Source organism: Streptomyces sp. NBC_00667 (genome assembly GCF_036226825.1).
GTDB lineage: Bacteria > Actinomycetota > Actinomycetes > Streptomycetales > Streptomycetaceae > Streptomyces.
In genome coordinates, this window is the sequence record NZ_CP109022.1 from 3,904,512 (window position 1) to 3,930,767 (window position 26,256).

The window sequence follows — 26,256 nt, forward strand, 5'->3', positions numbered from 1 at the left end:
CCCCGGCCACCGCTGGGAGGTGCCCGCCCCCAGGAGGAGCCAGACGATGGATGCCGCCTTCACCGCGGAGCAGGACGAGATGCGCCGCACCCTGCGCGAGATCCTGGGCAAACGCTGCGGTCCGGACGAGGTCAAGGCCGCCGTCCGCACCTCCGCCGGATACGACCGTGAGCTGTGGCAGCAGCTCTCGCGACAGCTGGGGCTGCCGGGTACCGCCATCGCCGAGGAGTACGGGGGAGTCGGCTGCACGCCCGCCGACCTGGCGCTGGCCTGCGAGGAGACCGGACGCGTGCTGCTGCCCTCCCCGCTGCTCGCCACCGCCGGGCTCGTCGCGCCGCTGATCGGCGCCCTCGGGACGCCCGCCCAGCGCGCGGCGCTGCTGCCCCCGCTCGCCGCCGGAACCCTGACCGCCGCGCTCGCCGTACCCGGTACGGCCCTGGCCACCGCCCTCGCGCTGACCGGCGACAACACCCCCGGCGAGTGGTCCGGGGGCGGCCGCGCCGGCGGGGTGCAGGCCCGGGCCGGCGAGGACGGCGGCTGGCGGCTGTACGGGGAGGCCGCGCAGGTGCTGGACGGGCACAGCGCCGGCCTGCTGCTGGTCGCCGCGCACACCGGCGGCTTCGCCCGCAGCCGCACCCTGCTCTTCCTGGTGCGCGACGACGCGCCCGGCCTCGTACGCACCCGGCAGGCCACGCTCGACGAGACCCGTCCCCAGGGCCGGGTCCAGCTGCGGGACGTGGCAGCCGAGCTGCTGGGCGGTGACGGCGGCGGTGACGGCGGTGACGGTGGCGGCGGGGTGTCCGGGGCGCTCGCCGCGACCGGCCGGAGCGCCGCCACCCTGCTCGCCACCGAGGCGGTCGGCGCGGCGGGCCGAGCGCTGGCCCGCACGGTGGAGTACGTACGCGAGCGCGAGCAGTTCGGCCGTGCGGTCGGCTCCTTCCAGGCCGTCAAGCACCGGCTCGCGGACCTCTACGTACAGGTCCAGGCGGCCCGCTCCGCCGCGTACTACGCGGCCTGGGACCCGGACCAGGGCGGACTCGCCCTCGCCCAGGCGCTGGAGGCGCTGCGGCTGACCTCGGGCGAGGCCATCCAGCTGCACGGCGGCATCGGCTTCACCTGGGAGCACGACGCGCACCTCTACTTCAAGCGCGCGGCGGCCGACGAACTGCTCTTCGGGCCGGCCCACCGGCTCCGGGGGCACGCCGCGCAGCGCGCCGGCCTCTTCCCGGCGGCCCGGGAGGCGGCCCGGGACACGACCTCGGAGAGGATGGCCGTCTGATGGCCGCCGTCGGAGTCCGCCTGATGCAGAAGGTCTCCTCGACCCTGCTGTTCGCCAGGATCGCACCGCACGTCATCCCCGCCATGGACAAGGCGGTGCACCGGCTCACCCGGGGCAAGGTCATCCTCAGCGCGCAGATGCTCCCCGGCGTGATCCTCACCGCCAAGGGGGCCAAGACGGGCGAGCCGCGCACCACACCACTCGCCTGCATGCCGCTGGACGACGGCGCGAGCTGGCTGCTGATCGGCTCCAACTTCGGCCGCCCCGGCCACCCGGCCTGGACCGCGAACCTGCTCAGGCACCCCGACGCGCAGGTGAGTTGGCACGGCCGGGACATCGCCGTACGGGCCCGCCTGCTCCACGGCGAGGAGCGTGCGGCGGCCTGGCGGGAGGCCCTGGCGTTCTGGCCGCCGTACGCGACGTACCAGGCGCGGATCGAGCGCGAGATCCGGCTGTTCCGCCTGGACCGCCGCTGAGCGCGGCAACCCGTACGCGGCGGCCGCGGTGGGCGCCGGCGGACCTGGACCCCTGGCCGGGGTCCGGGGCCGCCGTTACTTGGTCGGCTTCTTGCCGGTGATGCCCAGGTGCACGAGGAGCGCGAGGTTCGGCTTGAGTTCGGCCTGCTTCACACCCCAGGTCTGGAACCCCTTCTGGTGCGAGGCGACCGCGGCCAGCATCGCGACCAGCGAACCGGCCATCGCGGCCGGGCTGAGGTCCTTGTCGACCCTGCCCTTGGCCTGGAGTTCCTTCATCGACTCCGTGAGGGAGTTGGTGACGGAGTTCAGGATCTTCATGCGGATCTTGTAGAACCGCTTGTCGCCCTCCGCCGCGCCGAGGTCGACGACCCGCAGGATCGCGTCGTTGCGGCGCCAGAAGTCCAGGAAGCCCTCGACCAGTTCTTCGGCCGCGGCCCAGCCGGCCTTGCCCACCCAGTTGCGGCCCTCGACGAGCGCCGTCAACTGCGCGCCCTCCGTGGCCATTTCCTCGGCGATCTCCAGGACGGCACCTTCGACGTCCGGGAAGTACTGGTAGAAGGTCGCGGGGGAGGTACCGGCCTTGCGCGCGACGTCGATCACCTTGACGTCGCGGTACGGCGAGGAGCTGAGCATCTCGCCGAGGCAGTCGAGCAGCTTCTGCCGCGTCGCCTGGCCGCGCCGGCCGGCGACACGCCCGTCGACGGTGCGTACTTGTCCTGTCATGCCGTCAGCTTACCGAGGGGTGATGGGCGCGCTATTCGGCCGCCTGCAAATGGGGTTACCCGGCCCCGGACCTGGGCCATCGGCGCCCGCGCACCCCGCCGCCGATGCTTTTCGGCCGCTTTCCGGGCCGGATTCCGTCCCGGGCCGCCCTGTCCTGCCGATACCGGTCGCGGCCCGTCCCTGGCCCACCCGTATCGTGGCGTAATCCCCCGAATAGTCTCGTCAACAGGCCCCGGACCCCTTCACGGACCCATCATGGCCGGTACGAGCGGGGCGGACACGGGGTGGACGACGGAAGGAACCGGGCGATGACGGCATTCGCGGAGGGCTCCCCCTGCTGGGTCGACGCCTCGCTCCCGGACGTCGAGGCGGGAAAGCGCTTCTACGGTGAGCTCTTCGGGTGGACCTTCGGGGACAGCGCGGGCGCCGAGTACGGGCACTACACGCAGGCCTACAGCCGCGGCCGCAACGTCGCCGCCCTCGCCCCCAAACCCGACGGCCGCATGCCCACCGTCTGGGGGATCTACCTCTACACCGTCGACGCCTACGCGTGCGCCGCCCGCATCCGCGCGGCGGGCGGCCAGATGGTGATGGACCCGCAGCCCGTGGGCCCGTACGGCACCGCCGCGATGGCCGCCGACCCCGGCGGGGCCGTCTTCGGCCTGTGGCAGCCCGGCACCCACCACGGGTTCGAAGCCCAGGGCGAGCCGTACACCTACCGCTGGTCGGAGGTCTACACCCGGGCGCGCGACGCCGTGGACGTGTTCTACGCCAAGGTCTTCGGCTACGTCCCCGAGGACCAGGACGACCCCGACTCCGGCATCGAGTACCGCGTCTGGTCCCCGCCCGGCAGCGCCCCCGGCTCCGCGACCGCCGTCCTGGGCCGAAGCCTCATCACCGACGCCTTCCCGGAGATCATGCCGGCGCACTTCCTGGCCTACTTCGCCGTCCCCGACTGCGACCAGAGCGTGGCCACCGCGCAGCGCCTCGGTGGCCGGGTCACCGCCGATCCCGTGGACACCCCGTACGGGCGCATCGCGGTCGTCGCCGACAATCAGGGGGCGGTCTTCGGGCTGCTCTCGGAGCCGCGGACCAAAGCCGGAGGCGAAACCCGGCCCTGACCCGGGGCCGGACCAGGCGCGGGCCTGACAGAATCGGGCGTGCGCGCCGGTGGACGCGCGCTGCGGGCGGGCCCGGCGTGGGCCCGGGAGGCCCGTACGGGGAGGTGTGGAGGCCAGTGGTGGAGCAGCTGACGCAGCACGACCCGAGACGGATCGGCCCCTTCGAGGTGCTGGGACGGCTCGGCGCCGGCGGCATGGGGCTGGTCTACCTCGCGCGGTCGGCGTCCGGACGGCGCGTCGCGATCAAGACGGTGCGCACCGAGCTCGCCGAGGACCAGCTGTTCCGCGTGCGTTTCACCCGGGAGGTGGAGGCGGCGCGCGCCGTCTCCGGCTTCTACACCGCGGCCGTGGTCGACGCCGACCCGCGCGCCGCCGTGCCGTGGCTGGCGACCGCGTACGTGCCGGCCCCCTCCCTGGAGGAGATCGTCAACGAGTGCGGGCCCATGCCCGTGCAGGCCGTACGGTGGCTCGCGGCCGGCATCGCCGAAGCCCTCCAGTCCATCCACGGGGCCGGCCTCGTGCACCGCGACCTGAAACCGTCCAACGTGCTCGTCGTCGAGGACGGCCCGCGCGTCATCGACTTCGGTATCGCGAGCGGGGTCTCCAACACCCGCCTGACCATGACGAACGTCGCCGTCGGCACCCCCGCCTACATGTCGCCCGAGCAGGCGAAGGACTCGCGCAGCGTCAAGGGCGCCAGCGACGTCTTCTCGCTCGGCTCGACGCTCGTCTTCGCCGCCACCGGACACCCGCCCTACCACGGGGCCAACCCGGTCGAGACGGTGTTCATGCTGCTGCGCGAGGGCCCGAACCTGGAGGGGCTCCCGGACGAGCTGCGGCCCCTGATCGACTCCTGCATGCAGATGGACGCCACCCGCCGCCCGACCCCGGCCGACCTCCAGGCGCAGCTGGCCCCGCACCTCTTCGACGGCGGCGACGACAGCGGCACCGCCTCGGCCTGGCTGCCCGGTACCGCCGTCGCCATGATCGAAGCCCGCCGCGCGGGGCTGCGCACGGCGGTGGTCCCCGCCCCCGCCCGCAAGCCGCGCGGCGCCGAGGGGCCGCTGTCGGGCCCCGCCACGCACCGGCCGCGGCGTGACGCCGCCGAGTCGTGGGTGGACCCGCGCACCGGGCAGGCCGCACCCCCGCTTCCGCCGCACCCGCCGGGCTCGCCGGTGTCCTCGGGCGAGCCGGTCCGGCTCGGCGCCTCGCCGGTGCCGATCGGGCCCGGGCCGCGCGCGACGGCCGCCGCGCCCGCCGGGGCCGGGGCCGACGTCGCGACGGGCTGGGTCCGCCCGCCGGGCGGCGCGTCCGCCGCCGAGGCCGTCGGGGCGGTGCCGCACCAGGCGTCGTCGTCGGCGGCGTCCGCGGCGGCCCCCTCCGGTCCCTCGCCCGAGAGCGGCCGCTGGCGCCCCTGGCGCTTCCGCATGTCGAACGAGGTCTGGGGCACCCCGACCGTCGCCGGCGACCTGCTGTACGTCACCTCCTTCGAGGTGCACGCGCTGGACGTCGGCAGCGGCCGGCGCCAGTTCAAGACGCGCGACGTCGCCTGGTCCATGGCAGTCGCCGACGGCCGCATCCACGCCTCCGACGGCCCCTCCCTGTACGCGCTCGACGCCTCCGACGGCTCCGAGCGCTGGCGGCTGGCCACCGAGGCGTGGGTGTACGCGCTGCGCGCCGAGCGGGGCACCGTCGTCACCGCGACGCGCGGCGGCGGCGTACAGGGCTGGGAGGCCTCCAGCGGCCAGAAGCTGTGGGAGCTCAGCGGCGCGCAGAGCGACTTCGAGACCCCGGAGGCGGCGCCCGTCCTGCACGAGGGCACCGTCTACGTGTGGCAGGACGCCCGGCTGCGCGCCCTGGACGCCCGCTCCGGTCTGGAGGCCTGGTCGTACCCGGTCGGTGACGCGGCGTCCTGCGGGAACGTCCCGGTGCGGGTCACCCCGGCGCCGGACGGCAACGTCTACGTCGCCGCCGGCACCCGCGTCCTGTCCGTCGACCGGGCCTCGGGGCGGGTGCGCTGGCACTTCGAGGCCCCGGCGGTCTTCCTGGCGCCCCCGGCCTTCGCGCCGGGCGCGGCGGTGACGGGCGGCGGCGTGTACCTCGTCGACTACCTCGGCACCGTGTACGCCCTGGACGCGGTCACCGGCAAGGACCGCTGGCGCATCGCGACGGAGTCGCGGCCTTCGCCCGACCCGGTCCTGGTGGCCGCCGGCAACGTCCACCTGGGCGCGGGCAGCGCCCTGTACACGCTCGACGCGGTCACCGGCACCCCGAAGTGGCGGTTCGCGGCGGGCGGGGAGATCACCGGCTCCCCGGCGGTCGCCGACGGCCGCGTGCACTTCGGCTCGGCGGACCACTGCCTGTACACCCTGGACGCGGCGGGCGGGCAGCTGCGCTGGAAGCTGGCCACGGGCGGGGAGATCACCGGCGCCCCGGTGGCCGATTCGGGCGTGGTGTACGCGTGCAGCAAGGACCGCTGCGTGTACGCGCTGGACGCGGCGAAGGGGACGGGCACCCGGACCGGCGGCTGAGCCGGTCCGGCCCGTCCCCGGGTCCGGTCCCGGCCCCGCCGGGTCGCGCACGGCACCGGGAGTGACAGGATGGACCCCATGAGCAACGTCTACTTCGACATCGACATCGACGGCAAGCCCGCGGGCCGCATCGTCTTCAACCTCTTCGACAAGGTCGTCCCCAAGACCACGAAGAACTTCCGCGAGCTGGCCACCGGCGAGCACGGCTTCGGCTACGCCGGTTCGCCCTTCCACCGCGTCATCCCCCAGTTCATGCTCCAGGGCGGTGACTTCACCAACCAGAACGGCACGGGCGGCAAGAGCATCTACGGCGAGAAGTTCGCCGACGAGAACTTCGACCTGAAGCACGACCGGCCGTTCCTGCTGTCGATGGCGAACGCCGGCCGCAACACCAACGGCTCGCAGTTCTTCATCACGACGATCCCCACCCCGTGGCTCGACGGCAAGCACGTCGTCTTCGGCGAGGTCGTCGAGGGCTCGGACCTGGTCAAGAAGATCGAGTCCCTGGGCTCCCAGTCCGGCCGCACCTCCGCGAAGATCGAGATCTCGGCCTCGGGCGTCGTCGACGCCGCCTGACCCCTTCCCGGCCGGCCGGCCCCGCCCCCTCGGGGGGCCGGGGCCGCCGCCATGCCGGGCCCGCCCCGGCCTGCGTGACCCCCGGCCGAGCCTCGTGCGGCGCGCGAACCGGGAGCCCTGCGGCGGGGGTTGCGGTCGTGGCACGATGCTGCGGTAGGCCGGGAGCCCGCCGGGGGCCCGGCGTTCGTGACCGAGGGGAGCCGACATGGGCGTACCGAAGCCGCTGACGCACGAGGAGATGGCCGAGAACCTGGCGGAGCTGCCCGGGTGGGAGCAGGACGGTGACGTGATCACCCGGACCTACGCGATCTCCTACCACGCGGCGGTGGCGGCGATCGTGACGATCGCCGACCGGGCGCGGCGCGTGCGCCACCACGCCGATCTCGACCTGCGCGCCGACCACCTGCGCGCGTCGATCACCACTCACGACGTCGGCAACCGGCTGACCGCGGCCGACTTCGACCTGGCCCGCCGCATCGACGCGATCGTGGCCGCACACCAGGCACTGCCCCTCGACTGACCGTGCGCGTGACAGGCCCCGGGAACCTGGGCCCGGCGCGCCTGGGTCCGGCGCGTCTAGACCCGGCGCGCCAGGACCCGGCCCGGCCAGGTGCCGGAGCGGAAGCGGTCGGTGGGGGTGAAGCCGTTGCGCTCGTAGTACGCGACCAGTTCGCCCCCGCCGCCCGCCCAGCAGTCGACCCGCAGCAGCCGGGCGCCCGCCCGCCGGGTCTCCTCGACGGCGCGGGCCAGCAGGGCCGCCCCGATGCCGAGGCCGGCGTAGCGGCGGTCGCAGACCAGCAGCCGGACGTACCGCTCGGGTTCCCCCGCCGCCGCGACCGGCAGCTGCGGGCTGGGCCCGGAGTCCAGTACCAGCGCCCCGGCGGGGGCTCCGTCCCACTCCGCGACGAACGGGAGGTTCTCGGTCGTGTAGCGCTCGACCCGCTCCGGCCCCCCGGGACGCTGCGAATACGGCGCCGTGCCCCACTGCTCGGTGTTGCCGCGCGCGTTCATCCAGGCCACCGCGGAGTCGAGCATGCCCAGGATCGCCGGGGCGTCGGCCGGGGTGCCCGGCCGGATGGCCATCCGTATGCCGTGCGTGCCGTTGTCCACGGGGGAAGCCTAGGGGCGCTCGGCAGGGGGGTGGAAACCGGGGTTCGTCGGGGCGGGGGGCGGGGGCCAGGGTTCGGCGGGGTGGGGGGAAGAGGCCGGGAAAGTGGGCGGCAGGTCGCGGTCGCGGACGCGGCGGCGGGAGCGGCCGCGCATGACGGCCCCCGCCAGGATGAGCAGCGCGCCGGCACCGAACGCGCTGGCCACGCCCTCGCCGATGCCCTTGCCGTCGGTCCCCACCGCGATGCCGTCCACGGCCTGGCCCTGACGGACCATCCACAGCACGGCGATGCCGAGGACCACGACCCCGGCGAGCGCCATGAGGGCGCGCGAGCACCGCACGATCGCGACGAGGGCCAGGAGCGCCGCGAAGCAGAACGGCAGCAGCAGCGAGGCGAACAGCGCGGCTTTGGCGTCGGTGATCCCGCCCGTGGAGAAGAGGTCCGCGAGCCGGTAGTCGCGCCCGTGCCGGCCGCCGTACCAGGCGCGGAAGGGACTCCAGACGGCGGCTGCGGCTCCGATCAGACCGAGGAGCGAGCCGAGCAGGTTCCGGATCATGCCCCGACGCTATGTGCGGCCCCGGGCACCCGCACCCCGGGTGGGGCGTCCGGGGGCCTGGTAGCGTGGCGCGCCGTTGCCCAGGGGGAGGAGTCGGCCATGACGGCTGGAGGTCGCATCAGGTTCGGCGCGGTGCTCGTGACGGTGGTGTTGGCGCTCACGGGGTTCTCGTCCGGCCACAAGAGCAGCGGCCACGGAGGCTGCTCCAGTTCCAAGAGCAGCAAGCGCAGCAGCTACGACAGCAACAGCAGCTACCACAGCAGCAACCGCAACAGCGGCAGCCGGTCGACGGCCAGCCCCACCGCCAGTCCCACCGCCAGCCCCACCGGCGCGCCCGCCCGCGCCGAGGTCGTCAGCTGCGCCGGCCCGGGCTCACCGATGGCCACCGTCAAGGTCACCTCCCTCGCGGCCGTGGAGCGCACGGTCCGGATCCGGCTCGGCTTCGAGGGCGCGGCCGGGACCGTCGAGAGCGCCACCACCAGCGTCACCCTCAAGAAGGGCGAGACCCGCACGGTCGAGGTCAAGCTGCGCGACCCCGACCGGGCCGCCGACGTCACGAGCTGCCGGATCGGGTCCGTCACCGCCGCCTGAGCTACCGGATCCGGGACTCCGGCGAGGTCCGGCGGCCGGCGAAGAGGGCGGCCTGCCCGGCCGCCGGCAGGTTGCCCAGGGCGATCAGGGCCGGCGCCTGGTCGAGGGCCTGCCGGAGCGCCGCCTGCTTGGCCGACCACAGGGCCCGCACCGTGCCCTGCACGGCCCCCGTCGGAAAACCGGCCAGGGTCCGCGCCGACCGCAGGGCCGCCTCCAGGAGTTCCCCGGGTCCGGCCAGCTCGGACACCAGGCCGGTCTCGTACGCCCGCCGCGCGGAGAGCCGTTCCGCCGTGCCCATCAGGGACATCCGGGCCACCTCCCCGAACGGCATCCGCTGCGCCATGTACACCGCCTCGTAGGCGCTGACCATCCCGTACGTCGTGTGCGGGTCGAAGAACGTCGCGGACGACGACGCGACGATGAACTCCGACTCGCCCAGCAGGTAGAACGCGCCGCCGCACGCCATGCCGTTGACGGCCGCGACCACCGGTTTCCACAGGTCGTTGGCCTTCGGCCCGACGGCCAGGAGCGGGTCGTCCACCGAGTACGGGGACGCGGGCTGCGGCACCTGCACGCCCCGGTCGATGCCCGTACAGAACGCGGCCGTCCCCGCCCCCGTCAGCACCACCGCCCGTACACCCTCGTCGTAGCGGAACTCCCGCCAGACCACGGCGAGTTCGGCGGCCGTCGCGAGATCGATCGCGTTGTGCCGGTGCTCCCGGTCCAGGGTGACGACCGCGACCCCGCTCGCCCCGTCCCGCTCCACCCGTACCGTCACGGCCGCTCCAGGACCCAGCGCGGCACGCTCGTGCCGCCCGTATCGGTGAACACCACCTGTACCCGCGCCCCGATCCGCAGCCGGGCCGGATCCACCGAGTCCAGCGGGGCGTCGGCCGAGGTGACGAGGTTCCCCGCCAGCCGGATCAGCGGCGCCTCCGCCAGCTCCACGAGGATGACGTTGTACGGGGCCTGCGCCGCGTAGGCGGGCAGCAGCGGCGGGTGCGGCCGTACGAACGACCAGATCCGGCCCCGGCCGCTCATCAGCCGCCACTCGGAGCCGAACGACCCGCAGTGCGGGCAGCAGGGCCGGGGCGGGAAGCGGAGCCTGCCGCAGTCGGCGCAGGCCTGGATACGGAGCTCACCCCGGGCGGCGTACTCCCAGAACGGGGCCCCGTCCTCGTCCGGGACCGGGAGGAGGAGGTTTTCGGCGGGCGCGGTCATGGTCGGTGTCAGCTCCTCAGCAAGATCGCGGACGTCGGGACGCCTTCGCCCGCCGTCACCAGGCACGTCGCGGCGTCCGGCACCTGCGCGGTCGAGGTGCCGCGCAACTGCTTGACGCCCTCGTTGATCAGGTTGAAGCCGTGGACGTACGCCTCCGACAGGCCGCCCCCGCCGGTGTTGATCGGCAGCCTGCCGCCCATCTCCAGTGCCCCGCCCTCGGTGAACGCGGCCCCCTCACCGCGCCCGCAGAAGCCGTAGCCCTCCAGGGACAGCGGGATCAGCGGGGTGAACGCGTCGTAGATCTGGGCCACGTCCACGTCCTCGGGCCCGAAGTCGGCCTGCTTCCACAGGTGACGGGCCGCAGTCCACGCCGGGCCGGACAGCGGGTCGTCGTTCCAGTAGTTGACCATCCCGTGGTGCTGCGCGGGCAGGCCCTGCGCGACGGAGTGGACGTAGACCGGCTTCTGACGGCAGTCCCGCGCCCGCTCGGCGGACACGATGACGCAGGCCAGCGCCCCGTCCGTCTCCAGGCAGTTGTCGAAGAGACAGAGCGGCTCACTGATCATGCGGGAGGTCATGTACATCTCGCGGGTCAGCGGCCGCTCGTACATCATGGCGGCGGGGTTCTCGTTGGCCCGGTTGCGGCAGGCCATCGCCACGTTGAAGAGGTGGTCGCGGGTGGCCCCGTACTCGTGCATGTAGCGGCGGGCCAGCATGCCTATCTCGTCGGCCGGCCGCAGCAGCCCGAACGGGCGGGTCCACTGGCCGGGGGTGGGCAGCTGCACGGTCGTGTTCTTCCAGGGGCGCGGTCCCGAGCCGCGCTTGCGCGAGCGCCAGGCGACGCCGACGGAGGCCTGGCCGGTGGCGAGGGCGGCGGCGAGGTGGCCGACCGTGGCGCAGGAACCGCCGCCGCCGTAGCCGACCTTGGAGAAGAAGGTGACGTCGCCGGCGCCGATGGACTTGGCGACCTCCACCTCGTCGGTCTCCTCCATCGTGTACGAGGCGAAGGCGTCCACCTCGGCCGGTGCGATGCCCGCGTCGGCGAGCGCCGCGAGGATCGCGCGGCAGGCCAGTTCCTTTTCGCTGCCCGGCAGTCGTTTGGCAAAGGCGGTCTGGCCGATGCCGACGATTGCCGTAGCGTCCTTGAGCGTTGCCGCCATCGCCACCTCCGGGTGCGCGCCAGTGCTGACAGCCGCGAAGGCTACAGCTAATCTGACGGATAGTCAGCTACTGGCACCGGGGAGGGTGACGCACGATGGGCGACGAGGAGCAGCACGGGACGCACCGACAAGGCACCGTCCGGCCGGCCGACGACCCCACCGACCCCCGCGGCGACCTGCACTGGGGCACCATCGGAGGCCTCGTGCGCGACGCCGCCGCCCGCTACCGCGACCGCGAGGCCGTCGCCGACGGCCGCGTCCGCGTCAGCTACGCCCAGCTCGGCGAACGCGTCGAACGCGCCGCGGCCGCCTGCCTCGCCGCCGGGATCGAACCCGGCGACCGGGTCGCCGTATGGGCGCCCAACACCCTCGACTGGATCGTCTCCGCCCTCGGCGCCGTCACCGCGGGCGCCGTACTCGTCCCCCTCAACACCCGTTTCAAAGGAACCGAGGCCGCGTACGTACTCCGGCGCAGCCGGGCCCGTCTCCTCTTCGTCACCGGCACCTTCCTCGGCACCTCCTACGTCGCCTCCCTGCGCCGCGCCGCAGCCGAGGGCCGCGGCGCCGGCCCCCTGCCCGGCCTTCCCCACCTCGAACAGGTCGTCGTCCTCGCGGGAGACGCGCCCGAGGCCTTCCACACCTGGAAGGACTTCCTGGCAGGCGGCGACGCCGTACCGGCCGCGGCCGTCCGCGAGCGCGCCGACTCGCTCCGCTCCGAGGCGCCCTGCGACATCATCTTCACCTCCGGCACCACCGGCAGCCCCAAGGGCGCGGTCATCACCCACGCCCAGACCCTGCGCTGCTACGACGTGTGGAGCGAGCTCGCCGGACTGCGCGAGGGCGACCGCTACCTGATCGTGAACCCCTTCTTCCACACCTTCGGCTACAAGGCGGGGATCATCGCCTGCCTGATGCGCGGGGCGACGATGGTCCCCCAGCCCGTCTTCAACGTCGACACCGTCCTCGCCAACGTCGCCGCCGAACGGATCTCCGTCCTGCCCGGGCCGCCCACCCTCCACCAGTCGCTCCTCGACCACCCCCAGCGCGACCACCACGACCTGTCCGCCCTGCGCCTGGTCGTCACCGGCGCGGCCGTCGTCCCGCTCCGGCTCGTCGAGCGGCTGCGCGGCGAACTGCACATCGCCACCGTCCTGACCGCCTACGGGCTCTCCGAGGCCGGCGGCATCGTCACCATGTGCCGCCGGGGCGACCCGCCCGAGGTCATCGCCGCCACCTCCGGACGCGCCATCCCCGGCACCGAGATACGGATAGCCGGCGAAAGCGGCGACCCGGCACCGGCCGGCACCCCCGGCGAGGTCTGGGTGCGCGGGCACCACGTCATGCGGGGCTACTTCGAGGACCCGGACGAGACGCGGCGCGCCATCACCCCCGACGGCTGGCTGCGCACCGGCGACGTCGGCGTCCTCGACACCGCCGGGAACCTGCGCATCACCGACCGGATCAAGGACATGTTCATCGTCGGCGGGTTCAACGCCTACCCCGCCGAGATCGAGCAGCTCCTCGGCCTGCACCCGGACATCGCGGACGTCGCGGTCGTCGGCGTCCCCGACCCGCGCCTCGGCGAGGTCGGCAAGGCGTACGCGGTCCGGCGCCCCGGTGCCACCCTCACCGCGGACGACCTGATCGCCTGGTCCCGGCGGGAGATGGCCAACTACAAGGTGCCGCGCGCGGTGGAGTTCGTCACCGAACTGCCGCGCAACGCGAGCGGCAAGGTCCTCAAGCGGGAGCTGCGCACCCGGACCTGAGGCGGGTGTCCGCCCGTCGGGCCCCGGTGGCGCCGCTCCCGCCCGGGGGCAGGAGCGGCACCGCGGAAGGAGTCCGCTGCCGTCAGGCCTTGCCCGCGAGGGACCCGGCCGGGGGTTCAGGCCCGGGGTTCAGGCCCGGGGTGTCGAAGGGACCGCCCGGTCCGGCTTGCGGGCCAGCACCAGACGCCAGCGCGGGGTCCCGTCGGGCCGGCGGCCGAAGTGCTCCAGCGGGACCGTGTCCACCGTGAAACCCGCCGCGAGCAGGTCCGCCCGGACCGGCCCCCAGGGGAAGGTGCGGTAGTACATGACGAACGGCGGCCGCCACACCGCGTTGCGGACGCGCATCGCCGCGTCGAAGCCGGCCACCGCCCACCACAGCGGGGACGTCGGCGGAATCGGCGCCCCGATCGGGAACGCGAAGACACCGCCGGGGCGCAGCGTCCGGTGCACGCCCGAGAACAGGGCCGGCCGCTGCGCCGGGAGGAAGTGGCCGAACGCACCGAAGCTCACGGCCAGGTCGTAGGAAGCGGTGAGCGCCTCGGGCAGCGCCAGCGCGTCGGCCCGTACGAGGTCGGCCCCGTCGGGGAGGTCCAGCGCGGCCCGCCGCAGCATGCCGGCGCTGAGGTCCACCCCGGTGACCCGCTCCCGGCACAGCCGCCGCAGCAGGGGCAGGGCCGCGCCGGTGCCGCAGCACAGGTCGAGCCCCGAGCCGAAGGACCCCTCGTGTGCGGCCAGGGCCTCCTCGACCGCGTCGAGCATCCGGACCGGGGTGCGGAACGGCGTCTCGTCGAACTTCGGCGCGAGCAGGTCGTAGCCGCGCTCGAGGGAGGTCAGCGCCTGCACGGCCAGTTCGCGGAGGGTCGGCCCCTGGGAGGTGAACACCCCTCCAGCCTAGACGCGTTCCCGCCGTGCGGCCGGTGCGCCGGCGGTCACCGGGGCGCCCGGTCCTTCCGCCAGGCGCCGACGCCGAGCCGGCCCGTGGTCCCGAGGTCGAGTTCCGGTACCACGGTCACGGCCGCGGCCCCGGGCTTCGCCGTCACCCTGGCGTACGGCGCGTTCACGGCGTCGCCGGAGCCGGTGGTGTTGCGCCACGCCAGGGTGGTGCTCGCCGATTCGCCCGGGCCCAGCGTCAACGGCGCGGGCGGCCCGTCCCCTCCGAGGCCCGTGGAGATGCCGGCGGTGCCCCGGAGGATCTCGACGCCGGTCACCGGCTCGCGGCTTTCGTCGAGCAGCTGGAGGCCGGGGTAGCCGTCGAGCTCGTAGCGGCCGGTGCCGCAGTAGGTCAGCCGGATCCCCACGACGCGCAAGCCCATGGCGGCGTCCCCGTCGTCGGCCGTGACCCGGATCCCGGAGGGCGGGCAGGCGCCGGCGGGGTCGGGCGCCTCGGCGGCGGGTACGGCCCGCACCTTGGAGATCCGCACCCGCGACCCGGTCCCGGACGCCGTGTCCGACCTCTCGACGGTGCGCGTCACGCTCTGACCCGGGCCCACCGACGAGACGGTCTGCCGGACGCTGTCCATGGCCCGACCGGAGTCGTCCAGAAGGCTGAAGGTGACGGTGTAGGTGAGGGCTTCCGCGGCGGTGTTGGTGACCCGGAAGGCGGCGCCCGAGGCGGGGGAGGGAGCGCACTCCCGGCTGATGAGGCTCACCCCGTCGTGCTCGGAGGCCCGCCCCGCGGTGGTGGGGGCGCAGCTCGGTGCAGCGGAGCCGCCGGTCGTGCCGGAGGCGGCGGTTCGCGTCCCGCATCCGGCGAGGACCACGGTGGCGGCGAGGACCACGGTGGCGGCGGGGAGCAGGGTGGCGGCGGGGAGCAGGGTGGCGGCGGGGGCGGGGCGCATCGCCCCAGGAGATCAGGAGCGGATGCCCGTGGCTGTGACGGAGGCCACGCCTGCGGTCACAGGGCCGTCACAACGACGTGCGGCGGCCGCGGTGGTCCCCCCGGGCCACCGCGGCCGCCGTTCCCCCGTACGAGCCCTCAGGTCTCCCCCGTACGTATCCCCCCGTACGCATCCCTGTGGGCTTCCCCCGTACGTTTCCCCCGTACGTCCCCCGTGCTGTGCGCCGGCACGTACCCCCGTACGTTTCCCCCGTACGTGCTGTGCTCGCCTCGGCTACGGGCGCGGAACGGACGCGTGGTTGTCCAGCGTCACGATGTCTGCGTCCAGAACCTTGTCTTCCTGCCCGGGCAGCGGCGTACCGCCCGAGGCATGGTTGTCGAGCGGCTTGATCTCGATGCCCGACGCGTGGTTGTCGAGCGGCTTGATGTCGCCTTCGTTCGGCGGAGCGGTGTTCGAAGCGGTGTTGTTCGGCAGGGTGTTCTCGTTCGTCGTCATCGTCGGATCTCCTGATGGATGAGTCGGGCCCGTTCGGCGATTCCCCCGTGGACCGCCGAACGGGTAGTCCTCCAGTCGACCCGCGAGCCCCCCCCGACGCGCCGAGCCGATGCATTCATCATGTCGGGCGGCGATAAACGAACGATGAACGGCCCGTTCATCACGCTGCCGCGCAGGTCAGGCGGCCAACTGCGAAGCCAGCAAGGTACGGACTTCGGCCAGCTCCGCGGAACCAAGTTGCGCGAACACGCTCTCCGCGTCCCGCCAGCACACCCGCGCCCGGTCCCGCTGCCCCAGCCGCACCAGGGCCTTCCCCAGCACCGTCAGCACCGTCGCCCGCCGCCACTCGCCGCCGATCCCGCGCAGCGCGATGGCCTGCTCGGCGTGCGAGGCGGCCAGCGTCGGGCGCCCGGCCGCCAGATGGGCCTCCGCGAGCCGGAAGTGCGTCACGCCCTCCCACAGCGGCTGCCGGTTCTCGTGGAACAGCGACAGCGCCTCGCCCAGCTGCTCCAGCGCCTCCCCGAGCCGGCCCGCCTGGGTCAGCGCGATGCCCAGCGCGTAGCGGCCGTTGGCCAGGCGCAGCGTCAGGCCCATCCGGTCGTAGATCGCGATGCCCTGCTGCGCGAGGTCTATGGCGCTGGAGAGGCGGCCGAGTTCGACGTGGATCCGGGAGAGGTTGCACAGGGCGCTGGCCTCGCCGACGAAGTTGGCGTCGGCCCGGAAGTTCGCGATCGCCTCCAGCAGGAACCGCTCGCCGTCGGCGTGCCGGCCCTGGTAGAGGGCGATGATCCCGCGGTCGTTGGGCGCCCAGCAGCTGGGCAGCGGGTCGTCGGCCTCCCGCGCCAGGGCCATCGCCCGGCGGGCCTCGTCGTCGGCCTCCGCGAAGCGGCCCGCCACCAGGTGGACCATCGTCAGCGTGGTGCGGGCCCGGCCCTCGGCGTAGGGGTCCTTCACGGCGCGCGCCGTCTCGCACACGGCGCGGGCGGCGGACTCGTACTGCTTGGAGTTGGCCCCGGACTCGGTGAGGTCCTTCGCCGCCCACAGCAGGTCCACCGCCCGGCGCAGCACGTCGGGCCGCTCGGCGCCGCGTACGGAGGACTGCCGCACGCACGCCAGCAGCGGGTCCGCCTCGGCGAACAGCCAGTCCAGCGCGGGGCGGGCCTCGGTGAAGGCGAGGCCCGGGTGGCGGGTCGCGGACATGTGCGCGGGCAGCCGGTCGCCGGGGCGCTCCAGCGCGTACACCCCGGCGGCGGTCGCCAGGTAGAAGTCGAGGAGCCGGTCGAGGGCGGCCGTGCGCTCGTCCGGCGGCTGCTCGTCGCGTTCGGCGCAGGCGCGCGCGTAGAGGCGTACGAGGTCGTGGAAGCGGTAGCGGCCGGGCGCGGCGGATTCGAGCAGGGAGCAGTCGACCAGGGCTTCGAGGAGGTCCTCGGTGTCGTGCTCGGGCAGGTCCAGTACGGCCGCGGCCGCGGGCAGGGAGACGTCGGGGCCGTCGGCGAGCCCGAGGAGGCGGAACGCGCGCTGCTGGGCGGGCTCCAGCTGCCCGTAGCCCAGCTCGAAGGTGGCTTTGACGGCCAGGTCGCCCGCCTGGAGCTCGTCCAGGCGGCGGCGTTCGTCGGCGAGCTTCGCGGCGAGGACGGACACGGTCCAGGTGCGGCGGGCGGCGAGCCGGGAGGCGGCGATGCGGATGGCGAGCGGCAGGAACCCGCAGGCGCCGACGACGTCGAGGGCGGCCTGGCGCTCGGCTCCGACGCGCTCGGCCCCCACGATGCGGGTGAACAGCTGCAGGGCCTCGTCGGGGCTCATCACGTCCAGGTCGACGAGGTGGGCTCCGGCGAGGCCCGACATGCGGACCCGGCTGGTGACGAGGGCGGCGCAGCCCGCGGTGCCCGGCAGCAGCGGGCGCACCTGGGCCGCGTCGCGGGCGTTGTCGAGCAGGACCAGGACGCGCCGGCCGTCGAGCGTGGAGCGGTACAGCGCGGCCCGTTCGGCGGCGGTGTCGGGGATGGCGGTGTCCGGGGTGCCGAGCGCCCGCAGGAAGGAGCCGAGGACGGCGACGGGCTCGGCCGGGCGGGTTTCGGTGCCCTGGAGGTCCACGTAGAGCTGGCCGTCGGGGAAGTGGGGCCGGGCGGCGTGCGCGACGTGCACGGCGAGGGTGGTCTTGCCGACCCCGCCGATCCCGGCGAGCGCGGAGACGGCCATGACCTGGCCCTCCGCACCCGAGAGGATCTCGCCGAGCTCGCTGACGAAGGGCGCCCGCCCGGTGAAGTCGGGCACGGTCGCGGGCAGTTGGGCGGGGCGGACCACCACGGGGGCGGCCGTCTGGGCCGGGTCCTCGGCGCGGGCGAGTTCGGCGTCGGCGCGCAGGATGCGCTGCTGGAGCGCGGAGAGCTCGGGGCGCGGGTCGACACCGAGTTCGTCCGCGAGGAGGCGGCGGGTGTCGGCGTAGACGGCGAGGGCCTCGGCCTGGCGGCCGCTGCGGTACAGGGCGAGCATCAGCAGCTCGCGCAGCCGCTCGCGCAGGGGGTGCGCCGCGGTGAGGGCGGTGAGCTCGGAGACGGCCTCGGCGTGGTGGCCGACCTCCAGGTCCAGGTCGAGGCGGGTCTCCAGCAGCTGGAGGCGCCACTCGGCGAGGCGGGTGCGCTCGGTGTCGGCGTGCGGTCCGGGGACTCCGGCGAGGGGTTCGCCGTCCCACAGGTCCAGGGCGCGTGCCAGCAGCGCACGCGCGAGGGCGCGGTCCCCGGCGGCGCGGGCCTTGTCGGCGTCGGCCGCGAGGGCGCGGGCGACGCCGAGGTCCAGGGCGGCCGCGTGGTGCAGGCGGATGGCGTAGCCGCCCGCGTCGGACACCAGCAGCCCCGGGTCGAGGACCTTGCGCAGCCGGGAGGCGTACGTACGGATGGTGGCGAGGGCCTGCTGCGGCGGCTCCTCGCCCCAGATGGCGTCGATGAGCTCGGGCGCGGTGGCGGTGCGGCCGTCGCGCAGGAGCAGCACGGCGAGCAGGGCGCGCTGCTGGGGGCTGCCGGAGGGCAGCGACTCGGCGCCGCGCCAGGCGCGGACGGTGCCGAGGACGGCGAAGCGGGTGGTGGGGCCGGCGGGCGCCGTGTCGGTGGGCGCGGTGTCGGTGGACGCCGTGTCGGTGGGTGCGGTGTCGGTGCGCGCGGTGTCGGTGGGCGCCGTGTCGCAGGTCGTCGTGTCGGAGGGGTAGCGGCCGGCGTGGCAGGGGCCGGCGGGGCCGACGGCGGACGGGACGGGGGCTTGGGCCGCGGCGGGGTTTCTCCGGGCTGCCTCGGGGTGGTTCCGCTGGTGCGGGATGGCCGGTATGCCGTCCATCTGTCGTCCCCCCTGCCTTCCGTCGGTGTAAGGGCCAGTCTGCCCTGTCTCGCACGTACCCGTCAGCCCGCGGCGGAGGGATCCCCTCCTGATCGACGTACAACTGGCTGACTACCGGCGTACTGCCGGCGCACTACCGGACCACTGCGGGCGCCCCGGTGCTGCACTACTAGCTGACGATCCGTCAGATCAGCGCTACCGTAATACGCATGGAGACCTTCCCGAAGATCATCTCGGTGGACGACCACACGGTGGAGCCCCCGCACGTCTGGCGGGACCGGCTCCCGTCCAAGTACCGCGACATCGGGCCGCGTGTCGTCCGCGCCCCGTTGAAGGAAATGACCTTCCTCGGCGGAAAGTTCGCCCCCGTCATGGGAGCCCGGGGCGACGACGGGCCCATCGGCGACTGGTGGGTGTACGAAGACCTGCACCGGCCCCTCACGCGCCTGGACACGTCCGTCGGATACGACCGCGACGAGATCAAACTGGAAGTCATCACCTACGAGCAGATGCGCCCGGGCTCCTTCTCGGTTCCCGACCGGCTCGCCGACATGGACGTCAACCACGTCCAGTCCGCACTCTGCTTCCCGACCTTCCCGCGCTTTTGCGGACAGACCTTCACCGAGGCCGCCGACCGCGAACTCGGGCTGCTGGGGGTCAGGGCCTACAACGACTGGATGGTCGAGGAATGGTGCGGCCCCGAGGCGCAGGGCCGCCTCATCCCGCTCACCCTCGTCCCCCTCTGGGACGCCCGCCTCGCCGCCGCCGAGGTCCGCCGCAACGCCGCCCGCGGGGTGCGGGCCGTCGCCTTCTCCGAGATACCCCCGCACCTCGGGCTCCCCTCCGTCCACACCGACGACTGGGACCCCTTCCTGCGGGCCTGCGACGAGACCGGCACGGTCATCGCCATGCACATCGGCTCGTCCTCCCGCATGCCGTCCACCTCGGCGGACGCCCCGCCGGCCGTCGGCTCCACCATCACCTTCGCCAACTGCTGCTTCTCGATGGTGGACTGGCTGATGAGCGGCAAGTTCGAGCGCTTCCCGAACCTGCGGATCATGTACGCGGAGGGCCAGATCGGGTGGATCCCGTACATCCTGGAACGCGCGGACGTGGTGTGGGAGGAGAACCGCGGCTGGGGCGGGGTCGCGGACAAGGTCCACCGGCCGCCGTCCGAACTGTTCGCGGACCACGTCTTCGGGTGCTTCTTCGACGACGCGTTCGGGCTGCGGAACCTCGACGCGATCGGCGTGGGCAACGTCCTCTACGAGACGGACTACCCGCACTCCGACTCCACCTGGCCGAAGTCGCGGGAGGTGGGGGAGGCCCAGATGGGGCACCTCGCTCCGGACGTCGTGGAGCGCATCGTCCGGGGCAACGCCATCGACCTGCTGGGGCTGACGGCGGAGGGGCTGTGGGCGGGGTGAGGGGGTAGGGGGCTCGGGGGCCGTCCCTCTGGCTCACCTCTGGTTCACCTCTGGGGCGCCTCCTGGACGCGTTCGGCCGTGACCGCCGGCCGGACGTGGGTCAGCAGGAGCTCCAGGAAGGCCTCGGGGCGCCGGAACGAGGCGAAGTGGCTCGCGCCCCCGATCAGGGCGAAGTGCTTGAGGGGTGCCTCGACCGCGTCGAAGAAGGCCTTGGCCCGCTCCGGCGGGGTGAGGACGTCGAGCTCGCCCTGGAAGACGAAGAACGGCACCTCGAAGCGCGTGCCGGTCTCGTCGGCGGTCTCGTCGGCGGGGTCGTCTGCCTGGTCGTCGGCCTGGTCGTCGGTGTAGTCGTCGGTGTGGTCGTCGGCGTGGTCGTCGGCCTGGTCGCCCCTGTGGTCGTCGGTGAGCCCTGTCGTGCCTTCGGCGACCCGCTCCGAGAAGTGCTGCCCCTTGAAGTAGTCCCGCAGGTCGCGCAGGGTGTGCAGCGGCGACAGCCACATCGAGCCGAGCACCACCTTCTTGAGGGTGTCCAGGGTCAGCGGGTCGCTCTGGGTGCGGAGTCGGTCGTACGTGGCGCGCTGCCCGGCGCTCCAGGCGCGCTGGTCGGCGCCGAGGGCCTCGGCCCGCGCCAGCTGCTTGGTCTTCCCGGCGGCGCGCAGCCGCTCCAGGAGGTCCCGGTACGCGCAGGCGTCGCGGTCGGCGTCGGGGACGTTCTGGTCGGTGCCGACGTACGCCGAGAACAGCTCCGGGTGGTTGCGCACCAGGCGCAGGCCGAAGACGCTGCCGAAGGAGTTGGCGACGAGTACGACCCGGCGTACGCCGAGCCTCCGGCGTGCGTGGCCGACCACCTCCAGGGCGTCCTCGTACAGCCGCGCGAAGGTGGCGTCCCCCTGGCCTTCCGGGCCGCCGCGGCCGAAGGTCTTGCCGGCGCCGCGCATGTCCCAGCGGACGATCGTGAAGTGCTGCTCCCAGGCGCGCGTGCGCACTGCGTAGATGGAGTTGGGGGCGCCCGGGCCGCCGTGGACCTCGACGATGACGGGGTTGGCGCGGTCCTCGCCGCGCACCGAGACCCACTGCTCGATGCCGCCGATGCGGACGAAGCCCTGCTCGTCGATCCCGCGGGGGGAGTCGATCCGCAGCGCCCGGGCGCCTTGGAGGCGGCGCACGGCGCGGTGGCCGAAGAGGGCGGCGGGAGGGGCGGCGAGGGCGGTGGCGGTGACGACTTCGGCAATCATTGTGTCCTCCGTAAACTGTTTCCGGCGTATGCAGAGGAGTGTGGGGTGTTCCCGAGGTCGTGTCAACACCCGTGGCCCGGAAGTGCGATGGTGGAGCCCGGGATCCTGGCGGGCTCCGGCCCTTGCGGCGGCAGGGGCGCCAAGGCATGCTCCGCCAGAGCTGAGTGGGGAGGGTGGCGGTGGTGGACAAGCGGACCGTGGTGACCGCGGTGCTGTGCGGGGTGGCGGCGCTGGGCGCGTCCGCGGCCATGACGACGGTGGTGCCGGAAACGGGCGGTACGGTGGCGGCGCACCCGAAGTCGGCCCCTCCGGCAGGCGCTTCCTCCAGCCCGCCGTCACGTTCGCAATCGTCGAAGCAGCCCCAGTTGTCCAAGACGCCGCGCCCGAGCTCGTCACCCGTGACCCCGCGCCCGGGCGGCCCGTCCGCCTTCACGGGGCCGCTGTTCGAGGGCGGTGTGGACGGCGACCACTTCTGCACCGCAACCGTCGTGCACAGCCCCGGCCGCAACCTGATCGTCACCGCCGGGCACTGTCTGGTGGCGGGCAAGGACGGCGCGGGCAGTGCGGTCTTCGCACCCGCGTACGCGAACGGATCCGCCCCGTACGGCGCGTGGAAGCTCGAAGAGGTCTACGAGGACGCACGCTGGACGGACGACGGGAACGACGACTACGACCTGGCCTTCGCCCGCCTCGCCCCCGACGCCTCGGGCCGCAACATCGAGGACCTCACCGGCGCCGCCGTCCTCGACACCTCGGGCCGCACCGGCGAGGAGGTCACGGTGACGGGCTACCCGGCCGACCGCAAGGTGCCGCGCACGTGCACGGCCGTGTCGATCCGCGAGAAGGCGACGGAGCAGCGCTTCGACTGCGCCGACTTCCCGGGCGGCACGAGCGGCAGCGCGTGGATCGCCCGGGACGGGAAGATCGTCGGCATTCTGACCGGCGGCGACACGGACGACGTCTCCACGAGCACGGTCCTGGGGGAGTACGCGGCGTCCCTGTACGCCCGCGCCACGGCGGCACGGTGATCAGGGGGGGGGGGGCGGCGGCGTCGCTGAGGTGATCAGGGGCTGAGGCGGTCAGGCGGCTAGGCGCTGCGGCGCTGCGGCGTTGCGGCGCTGCGGCGGTCAGGCGATCAGGCCGAGGTGGACGGGGCCGGCGGAGACGCGGGCCAGCAACTCGTCCAGCCGCGGCGGCCACAGGGGCTCCCCGAGCGCGGCCAGCGCATCCTGCGAGAGCCAGCGCCAGTGCGCCTCGGGATACTCCGGGACGGGGTCGCGGCGGGGGCCGCTGGTGACGTAGATGTGCTCGTACTGGCGGACCGGTATGCCCATATGGGTGAAGTCGTGCTCCCAGGTGCAGAGCAGCCGCTGCGGCTCCAGGTCGGTCCACCCGGTCTCCTCCCGCAACTCGCGCCGCACACACTCCTCGGGACTCTCCCCGGGATCGATCCCCCCGCCGGGCGGGAGCCAGTGGATGCCGACTTCGACGTTGTTCTCCCGGAAGAGGAACACGGATCCAGTCGGGGAAAGTACGACAATTCGCGCTGCCTGACGTGGAGTTCTCTTCATCGACCCAGCGTACGGGGGAGGGGGCGGGGTGGTCTCGGGGTAGGAGGCGGCTTCTTGTGCGGGGTGTGGGTGGCGGGGTGCGGGGGCTGCGGTGGCGGAGTGTCCTCAGGCGGTGTCGGGGGGTGTTGGGGGCGTCCCGTCAGTCCACTGTCCTTTCGTGTCGGTCCGGTCCGTCAAGGGCGCTCGCTGCGCTCGCGTCGCTCCGCGATGGCCTGCGGCCACCCTTGACTGCCCGTCCCGCCCCAAAACGCCAAAGACTGCCGGGAAGCCCCCAAGGAAACGGCCGGGGGTCATGTTCCGATGACCCGGTCTCAGCGACGCGAAGCCCCTTCAAGCGCTCGACGCCGGTCGGCAAAATTCAGCCTCGCCGGCGTTTGAGGCGCGGGGCCTGGGGCGGAGCGCCAGGAAGCCCCGAGCGCAGCGAGGGGGCCCACCCACCGGCCGCGCGACAGATCGCTACGCGCTCCCCCCGGCACGGCGTCCGCAGCCCGGCATGGGCTGGGCACAGGCCGCCAACGATCGCTACACGGCTGACGTGCTCTGACGTCGTACCGGCCACCGTTTTCGGCCCGTGGGGCGCCTGCCGGGGTTCGGCGCCGATCCGCAGAATCCAGCCTCGTGAGGGCACCTCCCAGCATGTGGCGCCGGTCGGGAAATTCAGCCCCGGCGGCGATTGAGGCGCGGGGCCTGGGGCGGAGCCCCAAGAAGCCCCGAGCGCAGCGAGGGGGACCGCCCACCGGCGCGACAGATCGCTACGCGCTCCTCCCGCACGGCGTCTGCCGCCCGGCAGTGGGCTGGGCATGCCGACGCTCGATGCCCGGCTGACGCGCTCTGGCGTCGAACACGGCACCATCGGCGGGGTAGAAGCCGCCCGAACCGGCACCAACCACCGCCCCGAGGGCGTCCGTCGGCCGCGAGGGGGCGCCTCCCGGCAGGGGCTGCGCGCTGGCCGGAGGCCACCGGCTCGGCCCCCTGCCGGGAGGCAAGAGGCCTGGTCAGAGCCGCGAAAACGGAATTGGTCCGGTGATCCACATCGGTGACACTGGCGCCATGATACGGACGCAGACAGGCCGACTCATCGGTGGAATATTCGGGTTCCTCTTCATCATGGCGAACGCCGGCGCCCTGCCGGAGGCCGTCGCCATTGCCTTGCGCGTGCTGGCGGTCACCGCATTCCTCGCCCTGGTACTCACACTGCGTCGTGCGCGCGGGGAGCAGCCGGCCGCCGACGGTGCCAGGACGGACTTCGGCCGGAACTACCGGTACGTCGTCGCCGCCGAAGTCGTCGTCGGAGCGGCGGGCCTCGTCGTGATCAATCCCGTACTGCACGCCCCACAGGCGACGGTGGGTTGGATCGCGCTGGTGGTCGGTCTGCACTTCTTCGGTCTGGCGGCCGTCTGGCGGCTGACGTCCATGCGTTGGCTGGCGGCGGGGCTGTCGGTGTGTGGCGCGGTGGGTCTGGTGCTGGGTGCCTACGGCTTCTCCACCGCCGTCATCGCGTTGATCGCGGGAATCGCCCCCGGCGTCATGCTCCTCGGATCGGTCCTGGCGAAGCGCCGCGCCTGAGCAGGGGCTTCATACCCACCGTTTCGCCGCCTCCACGCTGTCCCCGCCACTGGTGTTGAACGCGATGGCCGCCTGAGGCGCATGGCGGCGAATCAGGTTTACGATCTGCTCGAAGAGCGGGAGCAACTGCTCGGTCTTGCGGATCCCGCCGCCGACGATCACGACATCCCACGGGCGCTCCGTCAGCGACGCGACGAGGGCGGACTCGCCCGCCTCGCCGAATACGACCAGCGTCATGGCCGCGTCGATACCGTGCGCGCCGAACCGGGCCAGCTCCCCATCGAGATCCGCGCGAAGAGCCTTCGCATCGACGCCGGGTATCGCCTGCGGGTCGTAACCAATAATGAGTGCAGAAGGCATACGGGCAATCTAGCCCTCGGGAGCGCGGACATGTGCGCTGCGCCCGGTCGGTTCCCAGTCGGGTCGGCCGGATCCGGCGGGCCGGTACGACGCCAGACGAGGTCAGCTGTGTAGCGGTCGTTGGCGGCCCAGCCCATGCCGGGCTGCGGACGCCATGCCGGGGGGAGCGCGTAGCGATCTGTCGCGCGGGTGGGTGGTCCCCCTCGCTGCGCTCGGGGCTTTCTGGGGCTCCGCCCCAGGCCCCGCGCCTCAAACGCCGGCGAGGCTGGATTTGCCGGGGTGCAAGAGACGGGCCTGGACCGGGGCTTCGGGCGGGCGTCGTTGAGACCGGGTCATCGGAACATGACCTCCCGGCCGTTTCCTTGGGGGCTTCCCGGCAGTCTTTGGCGTTTTGGGGCGGGACGGGCAGTCAAGGGTGGCCGCAGGCCATCGCGGAGCGACGCGAGCGCAGCGAGCGCCCTTGACGGACCGGACCGACGCGAAAGGACAGTGGACTGACGGGAAGCCCCCAGCACTCCCCTGATACCGCCCAAGGGGACCCTGCCAGCGGCAGTCGGCCCGCACTTCCCCGATACCGCCCAACGGCACCCGCCACCGGCAGCCGGCCCGCACTTCCCCGATACCGCCCAACGGGAAACGCCCCGCCGTCCGCGTCCGCTCCGACGGGGTGGCGCGGGGCGAGGTCAGTGCCCGGTAGCCGCAGCCGGGTCCCTGGCCAGCAGCGCGAGGTACGCCAGGTCGAACACGGAGCACATCACTCCCAGCCCGAGGATGAACGGGGCGTCCTCGATCACCCCGAACAGCACGGTCGGCGCCAAGTCCCCAGCCACTTCGCGACGGCGATGACCAGGGACTGGCCGCGCCCGCCCCGGCGGGCGGCGTACAGCGCGACGAACAGGACGGACATCAGCAGGTTCTGCAGGAACGCCGAGTAGCGCACCGCGTCGTGCATCCCGAAGTGGGCCAGGAACAGCCACTGCACGGCGAAGGCGGCGCCGAAGAGCAGGGCGCCCCACGCCGCGAACAGCGGCCGGGTCACGAACGGGGGCAGCTCGGCCCGCCCGAAGCGCAGGTAGGTGGCGATGATGGCGATGTCGGCCGCCGCCCACACCACGTTCACCACGCCCTGGGCCGAGAGGCCGGTGCGCAGTTCGGCGACCGCGTACGTGGCCTCCCACGCGAAGTTCAGCGCGAGCGCGGCCGCCGGCACCGCGTACGTGCGGTCCCGGAGCCCGACCCGGATCGCCTCCGCGTACACGCCGGTCCACGCGACCCCGCTGAGCAGGGTCAGAAACAGTTCCACGCCACGTCTCCCGTGCTCGCGCCAT

General features: G+C 73.6%; 26 protein-coding genes. 11 read left to right on the top strand and 15 right to left on the bottom strand.

What is annotated here, in order from left to right:
• Positions 1-46: 46 nt before the first annotated feature.
• Both OHA81_RS18195 and OHA81_RS18200 read left to right on the top strand, forming a co-directional pair.
• Positions 47-1,279, top strand: a complete 1,233-nt coding sequence (locus OHA81_RS18195; protein ID WP_329197272.1) for an acyl-CoA dehydrogenase family protein — start codon at positions 47-49, stop codon at positions 1,277-1,279.
• Positions 1,279-1,755: a nitroreductase family deazaflavin-dependent oxidoreductase gene (locus OHA81_RS18200; RefSeq protein ID WP_329197274.1), complete on the top strand. Its 477-nt coding sequence runs from the start codon at positions 1,279-1,281 to the stop codon at positions 1,753-1,755. Before OHA81_RS18195 ends, OHA81_RS18200 begins: the two co-directional genes overlap by 1 nt.
• A 75-nt stretch (positions 1,756-1,830) precedes the next feature.
• On the opposite strand, the gene OHA81_RS18205 is transcribed toward OHA81_RS18200, so the two are convergent.
• Entirely contained in the window at positions 1,831-2,478 is a 648-nt protein-coding gene (locus OHA81_RS18205) for a TetR family transcriptional regulator (RefSeq protein ID WP_329197275.1), read from the bottom strand.
• 308 nt (positions 2,479-2,786) lie between these two features.
• Between OHA81_RS18205 and OHA81_RS18210 the strand changes: the two genes are divergently transcribed.
• From OHA81_RS18210 to OHA81_RS18225, 4 genes are all read left to right on the top strand, one after another.
• Positions 2,787-3,599: a VOC family protein gene (locus tag OHA81_RS18210; RefSeq protein WP_329197277.1), complete on the top strand. Its 813-nt coding sequence runs from the start codon at positions 2,787-2,789 to the stop codon at positions 3,597-3,599.
• Between the two features lie 119 nt (positions 3,600-3,718).
• Positions 3,719-6,130 (top strand): serine/threonine-protein kinase, encoded by a 2,412-nt coding sequence (locus OHA81_RS18215; protein WP_329197278.1) that lies wholly within the window; start codon positions 3,719-3,721, stop codon positions 6,128-6,130.
• Between the two features lie 78 nt (positions 6,131-6,208).
• A complete protein-coding gene (locus OHA81_RS18220; RefSeq protein ID WP_329197279.1) occupies positions 6,209-6,706 on the top strand; it encodes a peptidylprolyl isomerase in 498 nt (165 codons plus the stop codon).
• Between the two features lie 205 nt (positions 6,707-6,911).
• Positions 6,912-7,226 carry a 4a-hydroxytetrahydrobiopterin dehydratase gene (locus OHA81_RS18225; protein ID WP_329197281.1) on the top strand — a complete coding sequence of 105 codons (315 nt, stop codon included), beginning with the start codon at positions 6,912-6,914 and terminating at the stop codon, positions 7,224-7,226.
• Between the two features lie 56 nt (positions 7,227-7,282).
• On the opposite strand, the gene OHA81_RS18230 is transcribed toward OHA81_RS18225, so the two are convergent.
• Positions 7,283-7,789, bottom strand: a complete 507-nt coding sequence (locus OHA81_RS18230) for a GNAT family N-acetyltransferase (protein WP_443056776.1) — start codon at positions 7,787-7,789, stop codon at positions 7,283-7,285.
• A 36-nt stretch (positions 7,790-7,825) separates the two neighbouring features.
• Positions 7,826-8,371: a hypothetical protein gene (locus OHA81_RS18235; protein ID WP_329197285.1), complete on the bottom strand. Its 546-nt coding sequence runs from the start codon at positions 8,369-8,371 to the stop codon at positions 7,826-7,828.
• Positions 8,372-8,470: 99 nt separating this feature from the next.
• Between OHA81_RS18235 and OHA81_RS18240 the strand changes: the two genes are divergently transcribed.
• Positions 8,471-8,962, top strand: coding sequence for a hypothetical protein (locus tag OHA81_RS18240; protein WP_329197287.1), 492 nt, complete (start codon positions 8,471-8,473; stop codon positions 8,960-8,962).
• A 1-nt stretch (position 8,963) separates the two neighbouring features.
• Here the strand turns inward: OHA81_RS18240 and OHA81_RS18245 are convergent, their stop codons facing one another.
• Genes OHA81_RS18245 through OHA81_RS18255 form a run of 3 tightly spaced genes read right to left on the bottom strand, consistent with a single transcriptional unit; the run spans position 8,964 to position 11,343 of the window.
• Entirely contained in the window at positions 8,964-9,740 is a 777-nt protein-coding gene (locus OHA81_RS18245; RefSeq protein ID WP_329197288.1) for an enoyl-CoA hydratase/isomerase family protein, read from the bottom strand.
• Entirely contained in the window at positions 9,737-10,183 is a 447-nt protein-coding gene (locus OHA81_RS18250; RefSeq protein WP_329197290.1) for a Zn-ribbon domain-containing OB-fold protein, read from the bottom strand. The genes OHA81_RS18245 and OHA81_RS18250 overlap by 4 nt, the downstream gene beginning before the upstream one ends.
• Positions 10,184-10,191: 8 nt before the next feature.
• On the bottom strand, positions 10,192-11,343 hold the full coding sequence (locus OHA81_RS18255; protein ID WP_329197292.1) for a lipid-transfer protein: 1,152 nt from the start codon (positions 11,341-11,343) through the stop codon (positions 10,192-10,194).
• A gap of 95 nt (positions 11,344-11,438) precedes the next feature.
• Between OHA81_RS18255 and OHA81_RS18260 the strand changes: the two genes are divergently transcribed.
• The gene (locus OHA81_RS18260; RefSeq protein ID WP_329197293.1) at positions 11,439-13,109 is read left to right on the top strand and encodes a FadD3 family acyl-CoA ligase; all 1,671 of its coding nucleotides are present in this window, start codon (positions 11,439-11,441) and stop codon (positions 13,107-13,109) included.
• Positions 13,110-13,238: 129 nt separating this feature from the next.
• Here the strand turns inward: OHA81_RS18260 and OHA81_RS18265 are convergent, their stop codons facing one another.
• The 4 genes from OHA81_RS18265 to OHA81_RS18280 form a co-directional block, all read right to left on the bottom strand.
• Positions 13,239-13,991 carry a class I SAM-dependent methyltransferase gene (locus tag OHA81_RS18265; RefSeq protein ID WP_329197295.1) on the bottom strand — a complete coding sequence of 251 codons (753 nt, stop codon included), beginning with the start codon at positions 13,989-13,991 and terminating at the stop codon, positions 13,239-13,241.
• Between the two features lie 47 nt (positions 13,992-14,038).
• The gene (locus OHA81_RS18270) at positions 14,039-14,947 is read right to left on the bottom strand and encodes a DUF4232 domain-containing protein (protein ID WP_329197297.1); all 909 of its coding nucleotides are present in this window, start codon (positions 14,945-14,947) and stop codon (positions 14,039-14,041) included.
• A gap of 273 nt (positions 14,948-15,220) precedes the next feature.
• Positions 15,221-15,442, bottom strand: a complete 222-nt coding sequence (locus tag OHA81_RS18275) for a hypothetical protein (RefSeq protein WP_329197299.1) — start codon at positions 15,440-15,442, stop codon at positions 15,221-15,223.
• A gap of 177 nt (positions 15,443-15,619) precedes the next feature.
• Positions 15,620-18,769: a BTAD domain-containing putative transcriptional regulator gene (locus OHA81_RS18280; protein ID WP_329197301.1), complete on the bottom strand. Its 3,150-nt coding sequence runs from the start codon at positions 18,767-18,769 to the stop codon at positions 15,620-15,622.
• Positions 18,770-18,978: 209 nt separating this feature from the next.
• On the opposite strand from OHA81_RS18280, the gene OHA81_RS18285 reads away from it, so the two are divergent.
• On the top strand, positions 18,979-20,196 hold the full coding sequence (locus OHA81_RS18285; RefSeq protein WP_329197302.1) for an amidohydrolase family protein: 1,218 nt from the start codon (positions 18,979-18,981) through the stop codon (positions 20,194-20,196).
• A gap of 44 nt (positions 20,197-20,240) precedes the next feature.
• Here the strand turns inward: OHA81_RS18285 and OHA81_RS18290 are convergent, their stop codons facing one another.
• The gene (locus OHA81_RS18290) at positions 20,241-21,431 is read right to left on the bottom strand and encodes an alpha/beta fold hydrolase (protein WP_329197305.1); all 1,191 of its coding nucleotides are present in this window, start codon (positions 21,429-21,431) and stop codon (positions 20,241-20,243) included.
• 182 nt (positions 21,432-21,613) lie between these two features.
• On the opposite strand from OHA81_RS18290, the gene OHA81_RS18295 reads away from it, so the two are divergent.
• A complete protein-coding gene (locus tag OHA81_RS18295) occupies positions 21,614-22,459 on the top strand; it encodes a trypsin-like serine peptidase (RefSeq protein ID WP_329197307.1) in 846 nt (281 codons plus the stop codon).
• A 99-nt stretch (positions 22,460-22,558) separates the two neighbouring features.
• Here the strand turns inward: OHA81_RS18295 and OHA81_RS18300 are convergent, their stop codons facing one another.
• Positions 22,559-23,002: an NUDIX hydrolase gene (locus tag OHA81_RS18300; protein ID WP_329197309.1), complete on the bottom strand. Its 444-nt coding sequence runs from the start codon at positions 23,000-23,002 to the stop codon at positions 22,559-22,561.
• A 1,050-nt stretch (positions 23,003-24,052) separates the two neighbouring features.
• On the opposite strand from OHA81_RS18300, the gene OHA81_RS18305 reads away from it, so the two are divergent.
• Positions 24,053-24,568 carry a hypothetical protein gene (locus OHA81_RS18305; protein WP_329197311.1) on the top strand — a complete coding sequence of 172 codons (516 nt, stop codon included), beginning with the start codon at positions 24,053-24,055 and terminating at the stop codon, positions 24,566-24,568.
• A gap of 9 nt (positions 24,569-24,577) precedes the next feature.
• Here OHA81_RS18305 and OHA81_RS18310 read toward each other — a convergent pair whose 3' ends face one another.
• The 3 genes from OHA81_RS18310 to OHA81_RS18320 all read right to left on the bottom strand — a co-directional run bounded on the left by OHA81_RS18310 (position 24,578) and on the right by OHA81_RS18320 (position 26,231).
• Complete coding sequence (locus tag OHA81_RS18310; protein ID WP_329197313.1) at positions 24,578-24,928, bottom strand: hypothetical protein; 351 nt, start codon at positions 24,926-24,928, stop codon at positions 24,578-24,580.
• Positions 24,929-25,611: 683 nt separating this feature from the next.
• Positions 25,612-25,746 carry a hypothetical protein gene (locus tag OHA81_RS18315; protein WP_329197315.1) on the bottom strand — a complete coding sequence of 45 codons (135 nt, stop codon included), beginning with the start codon at positions 25,744-25,746 and terminating at the stop codon, positions 25,612-25,614.
• A complete protein-coding gene (locus OHA81_RS18320) occupies positions 25,719-26,231 on the bottom strand; it encodes a transmembrane-type terpene cyclase (protein ID WP_329197317.1) in 513 nt (170 codons plus the stop codon). Before OHA81_RS18320 ends, OHA81_RS18315 begins: the two co-directional genes overlap by 28 nt.
• Positions 26,232-26,256 lie beyond the last annotated feature (25 nt).

Coding starts and splice junctions, on each gene's coding strand:
- OHA81_RS18305 (WP_329197311.1), top strand. CDS start 24,053: ATGATACGGACGCAGACAGGCCGACTCATCGGTGGAATATTCGGGTTC.
- OHA81_RS18210 (WP_329197277.1), top strand. CDS start 2,787: ATGACGGCATTCGCGGAGGGCTCCCCCTGCTGGGTCGACGCCTCGCTC.
- OHA81_RS18250 (WP_329197290.1), bottom strand. CDS start 10,183: ATGACCGCGCCCGCCGAAAACCTCCTCCTCCCGGTCCCGGACGAGGAC.
- OHA81_RS18285 (WP_329197302.1), top strand. CDS start 18,979: ATGGAGACCTTCCCGAAGATCATCTCGGTGGACGACCACACGGTGGAG.
- OHA81_RS18200 (WP_329197274.1), top strand. CDS start 1,279: ATGGCCGCCGTCGGAGTCCGCCTGATGCAGAAGGTCTCCTCGACCCTG.
- OHA81_RS18205 (WP_329197275.1), bottom strand. CDS start 2,478: ATGACAGGACAAGTACGCACCGTCGACGGGCGTGTCGCCGGCCGGCGC.
- OHA81_RS18220 (WP_329197279.1), top strand. CDS start 6,209: ATGAGCAACGTCTACTTCGACATCGACATCGACGGCAAGCCCGCGGGC.
- OHA81_RS18260 (WP_329197293.1), top strand. CDS start 11,439: ATGGGCGACGAGGAGCAGCACGGGACGCACCGACAAGGCACCGTCCGG.
- OHA81_RS18235 (WP_329197285.1), bottom strand. CDS start 8,371: ATGATCCGGAACCTGCTCGGCTCGCTCCTCGGTCTGATCGGAGCCGCA.
- OHA81_RS18300 (WP_329197309.1), bottom strand. CDS start 23,002: ATGAAGAGAACTCCACGTCAGGCAGCGCGAATTGTCGTACTTTCCCCG.
- OHA81_RS18290 (WP_329197305.1), bottom strand. CDS start 21,431: ATGATTGCCGAAGTCGTCACCGCCACCGCCCTCGCCGCCCCTCCCGCC.
- OHA81_RS18225 (WP_329197281.1), top strand. CDS start 6,912: ATGGGCGTACCGAAGCCGCTGACGCACGAGGAGATGGCCGAGAACCTG.
- OHA81_RS18255 (WP_329197292.1), bottom strand. CDS start 11,343: ATGGCGGCAACGCTCAAGGACGCTACGGCAATCGTCGGCATCGGCCAG.
- OHA81_RS18275 (WP_329197299.1), bottom strand. CDS start 15,442: ATGACGACGAACGAGAACACCCTGCCGAACAACACCGCTTCGAACACC.
- OHA81_RS18280 (WP_329197301.1), bottom strand. CDS start 18,769: ATGGACGGCATACCGGCCATCCCGCACCAGCGGAACCACCCCGAGGCA.
- OHA81_RS18270 (WP_329197297.1), bottom strand. CDS start 14,947: ATGCGCCCCGCCCCCGCCGCCACCCTGCTCCCCGCCGCCACCCTGCTC.
- OHA81_RS18240 (WP_329197287.1), top strand. CDS start 8,471: ATGACGGCTGGAGGTCGCATCAGGTTCGGCGCGGTGCTCGTGACGGTG.
- OHA81_RS18230 (WP_443056776.1), bottom strand. CDS start 7,789: ATGGCCATCCGGCCGGGCACCCCGGCCGACGCCCCGGCGATCCTGGGC.
- OHA81_RS18310 (WP_329197313.1), bottom strand. CDS start 24,928: ATGCCTTCTGCACTCATTATTGGTTACGACCCGCAGGCGATACCCGGC.
- OHA81_RS18195 (WP_329197272.1), top strand. CDS start 47: ATGGATGCCGCCTTCACCGCGGAGCAGGACGAGATGCGCCGCACCCTG.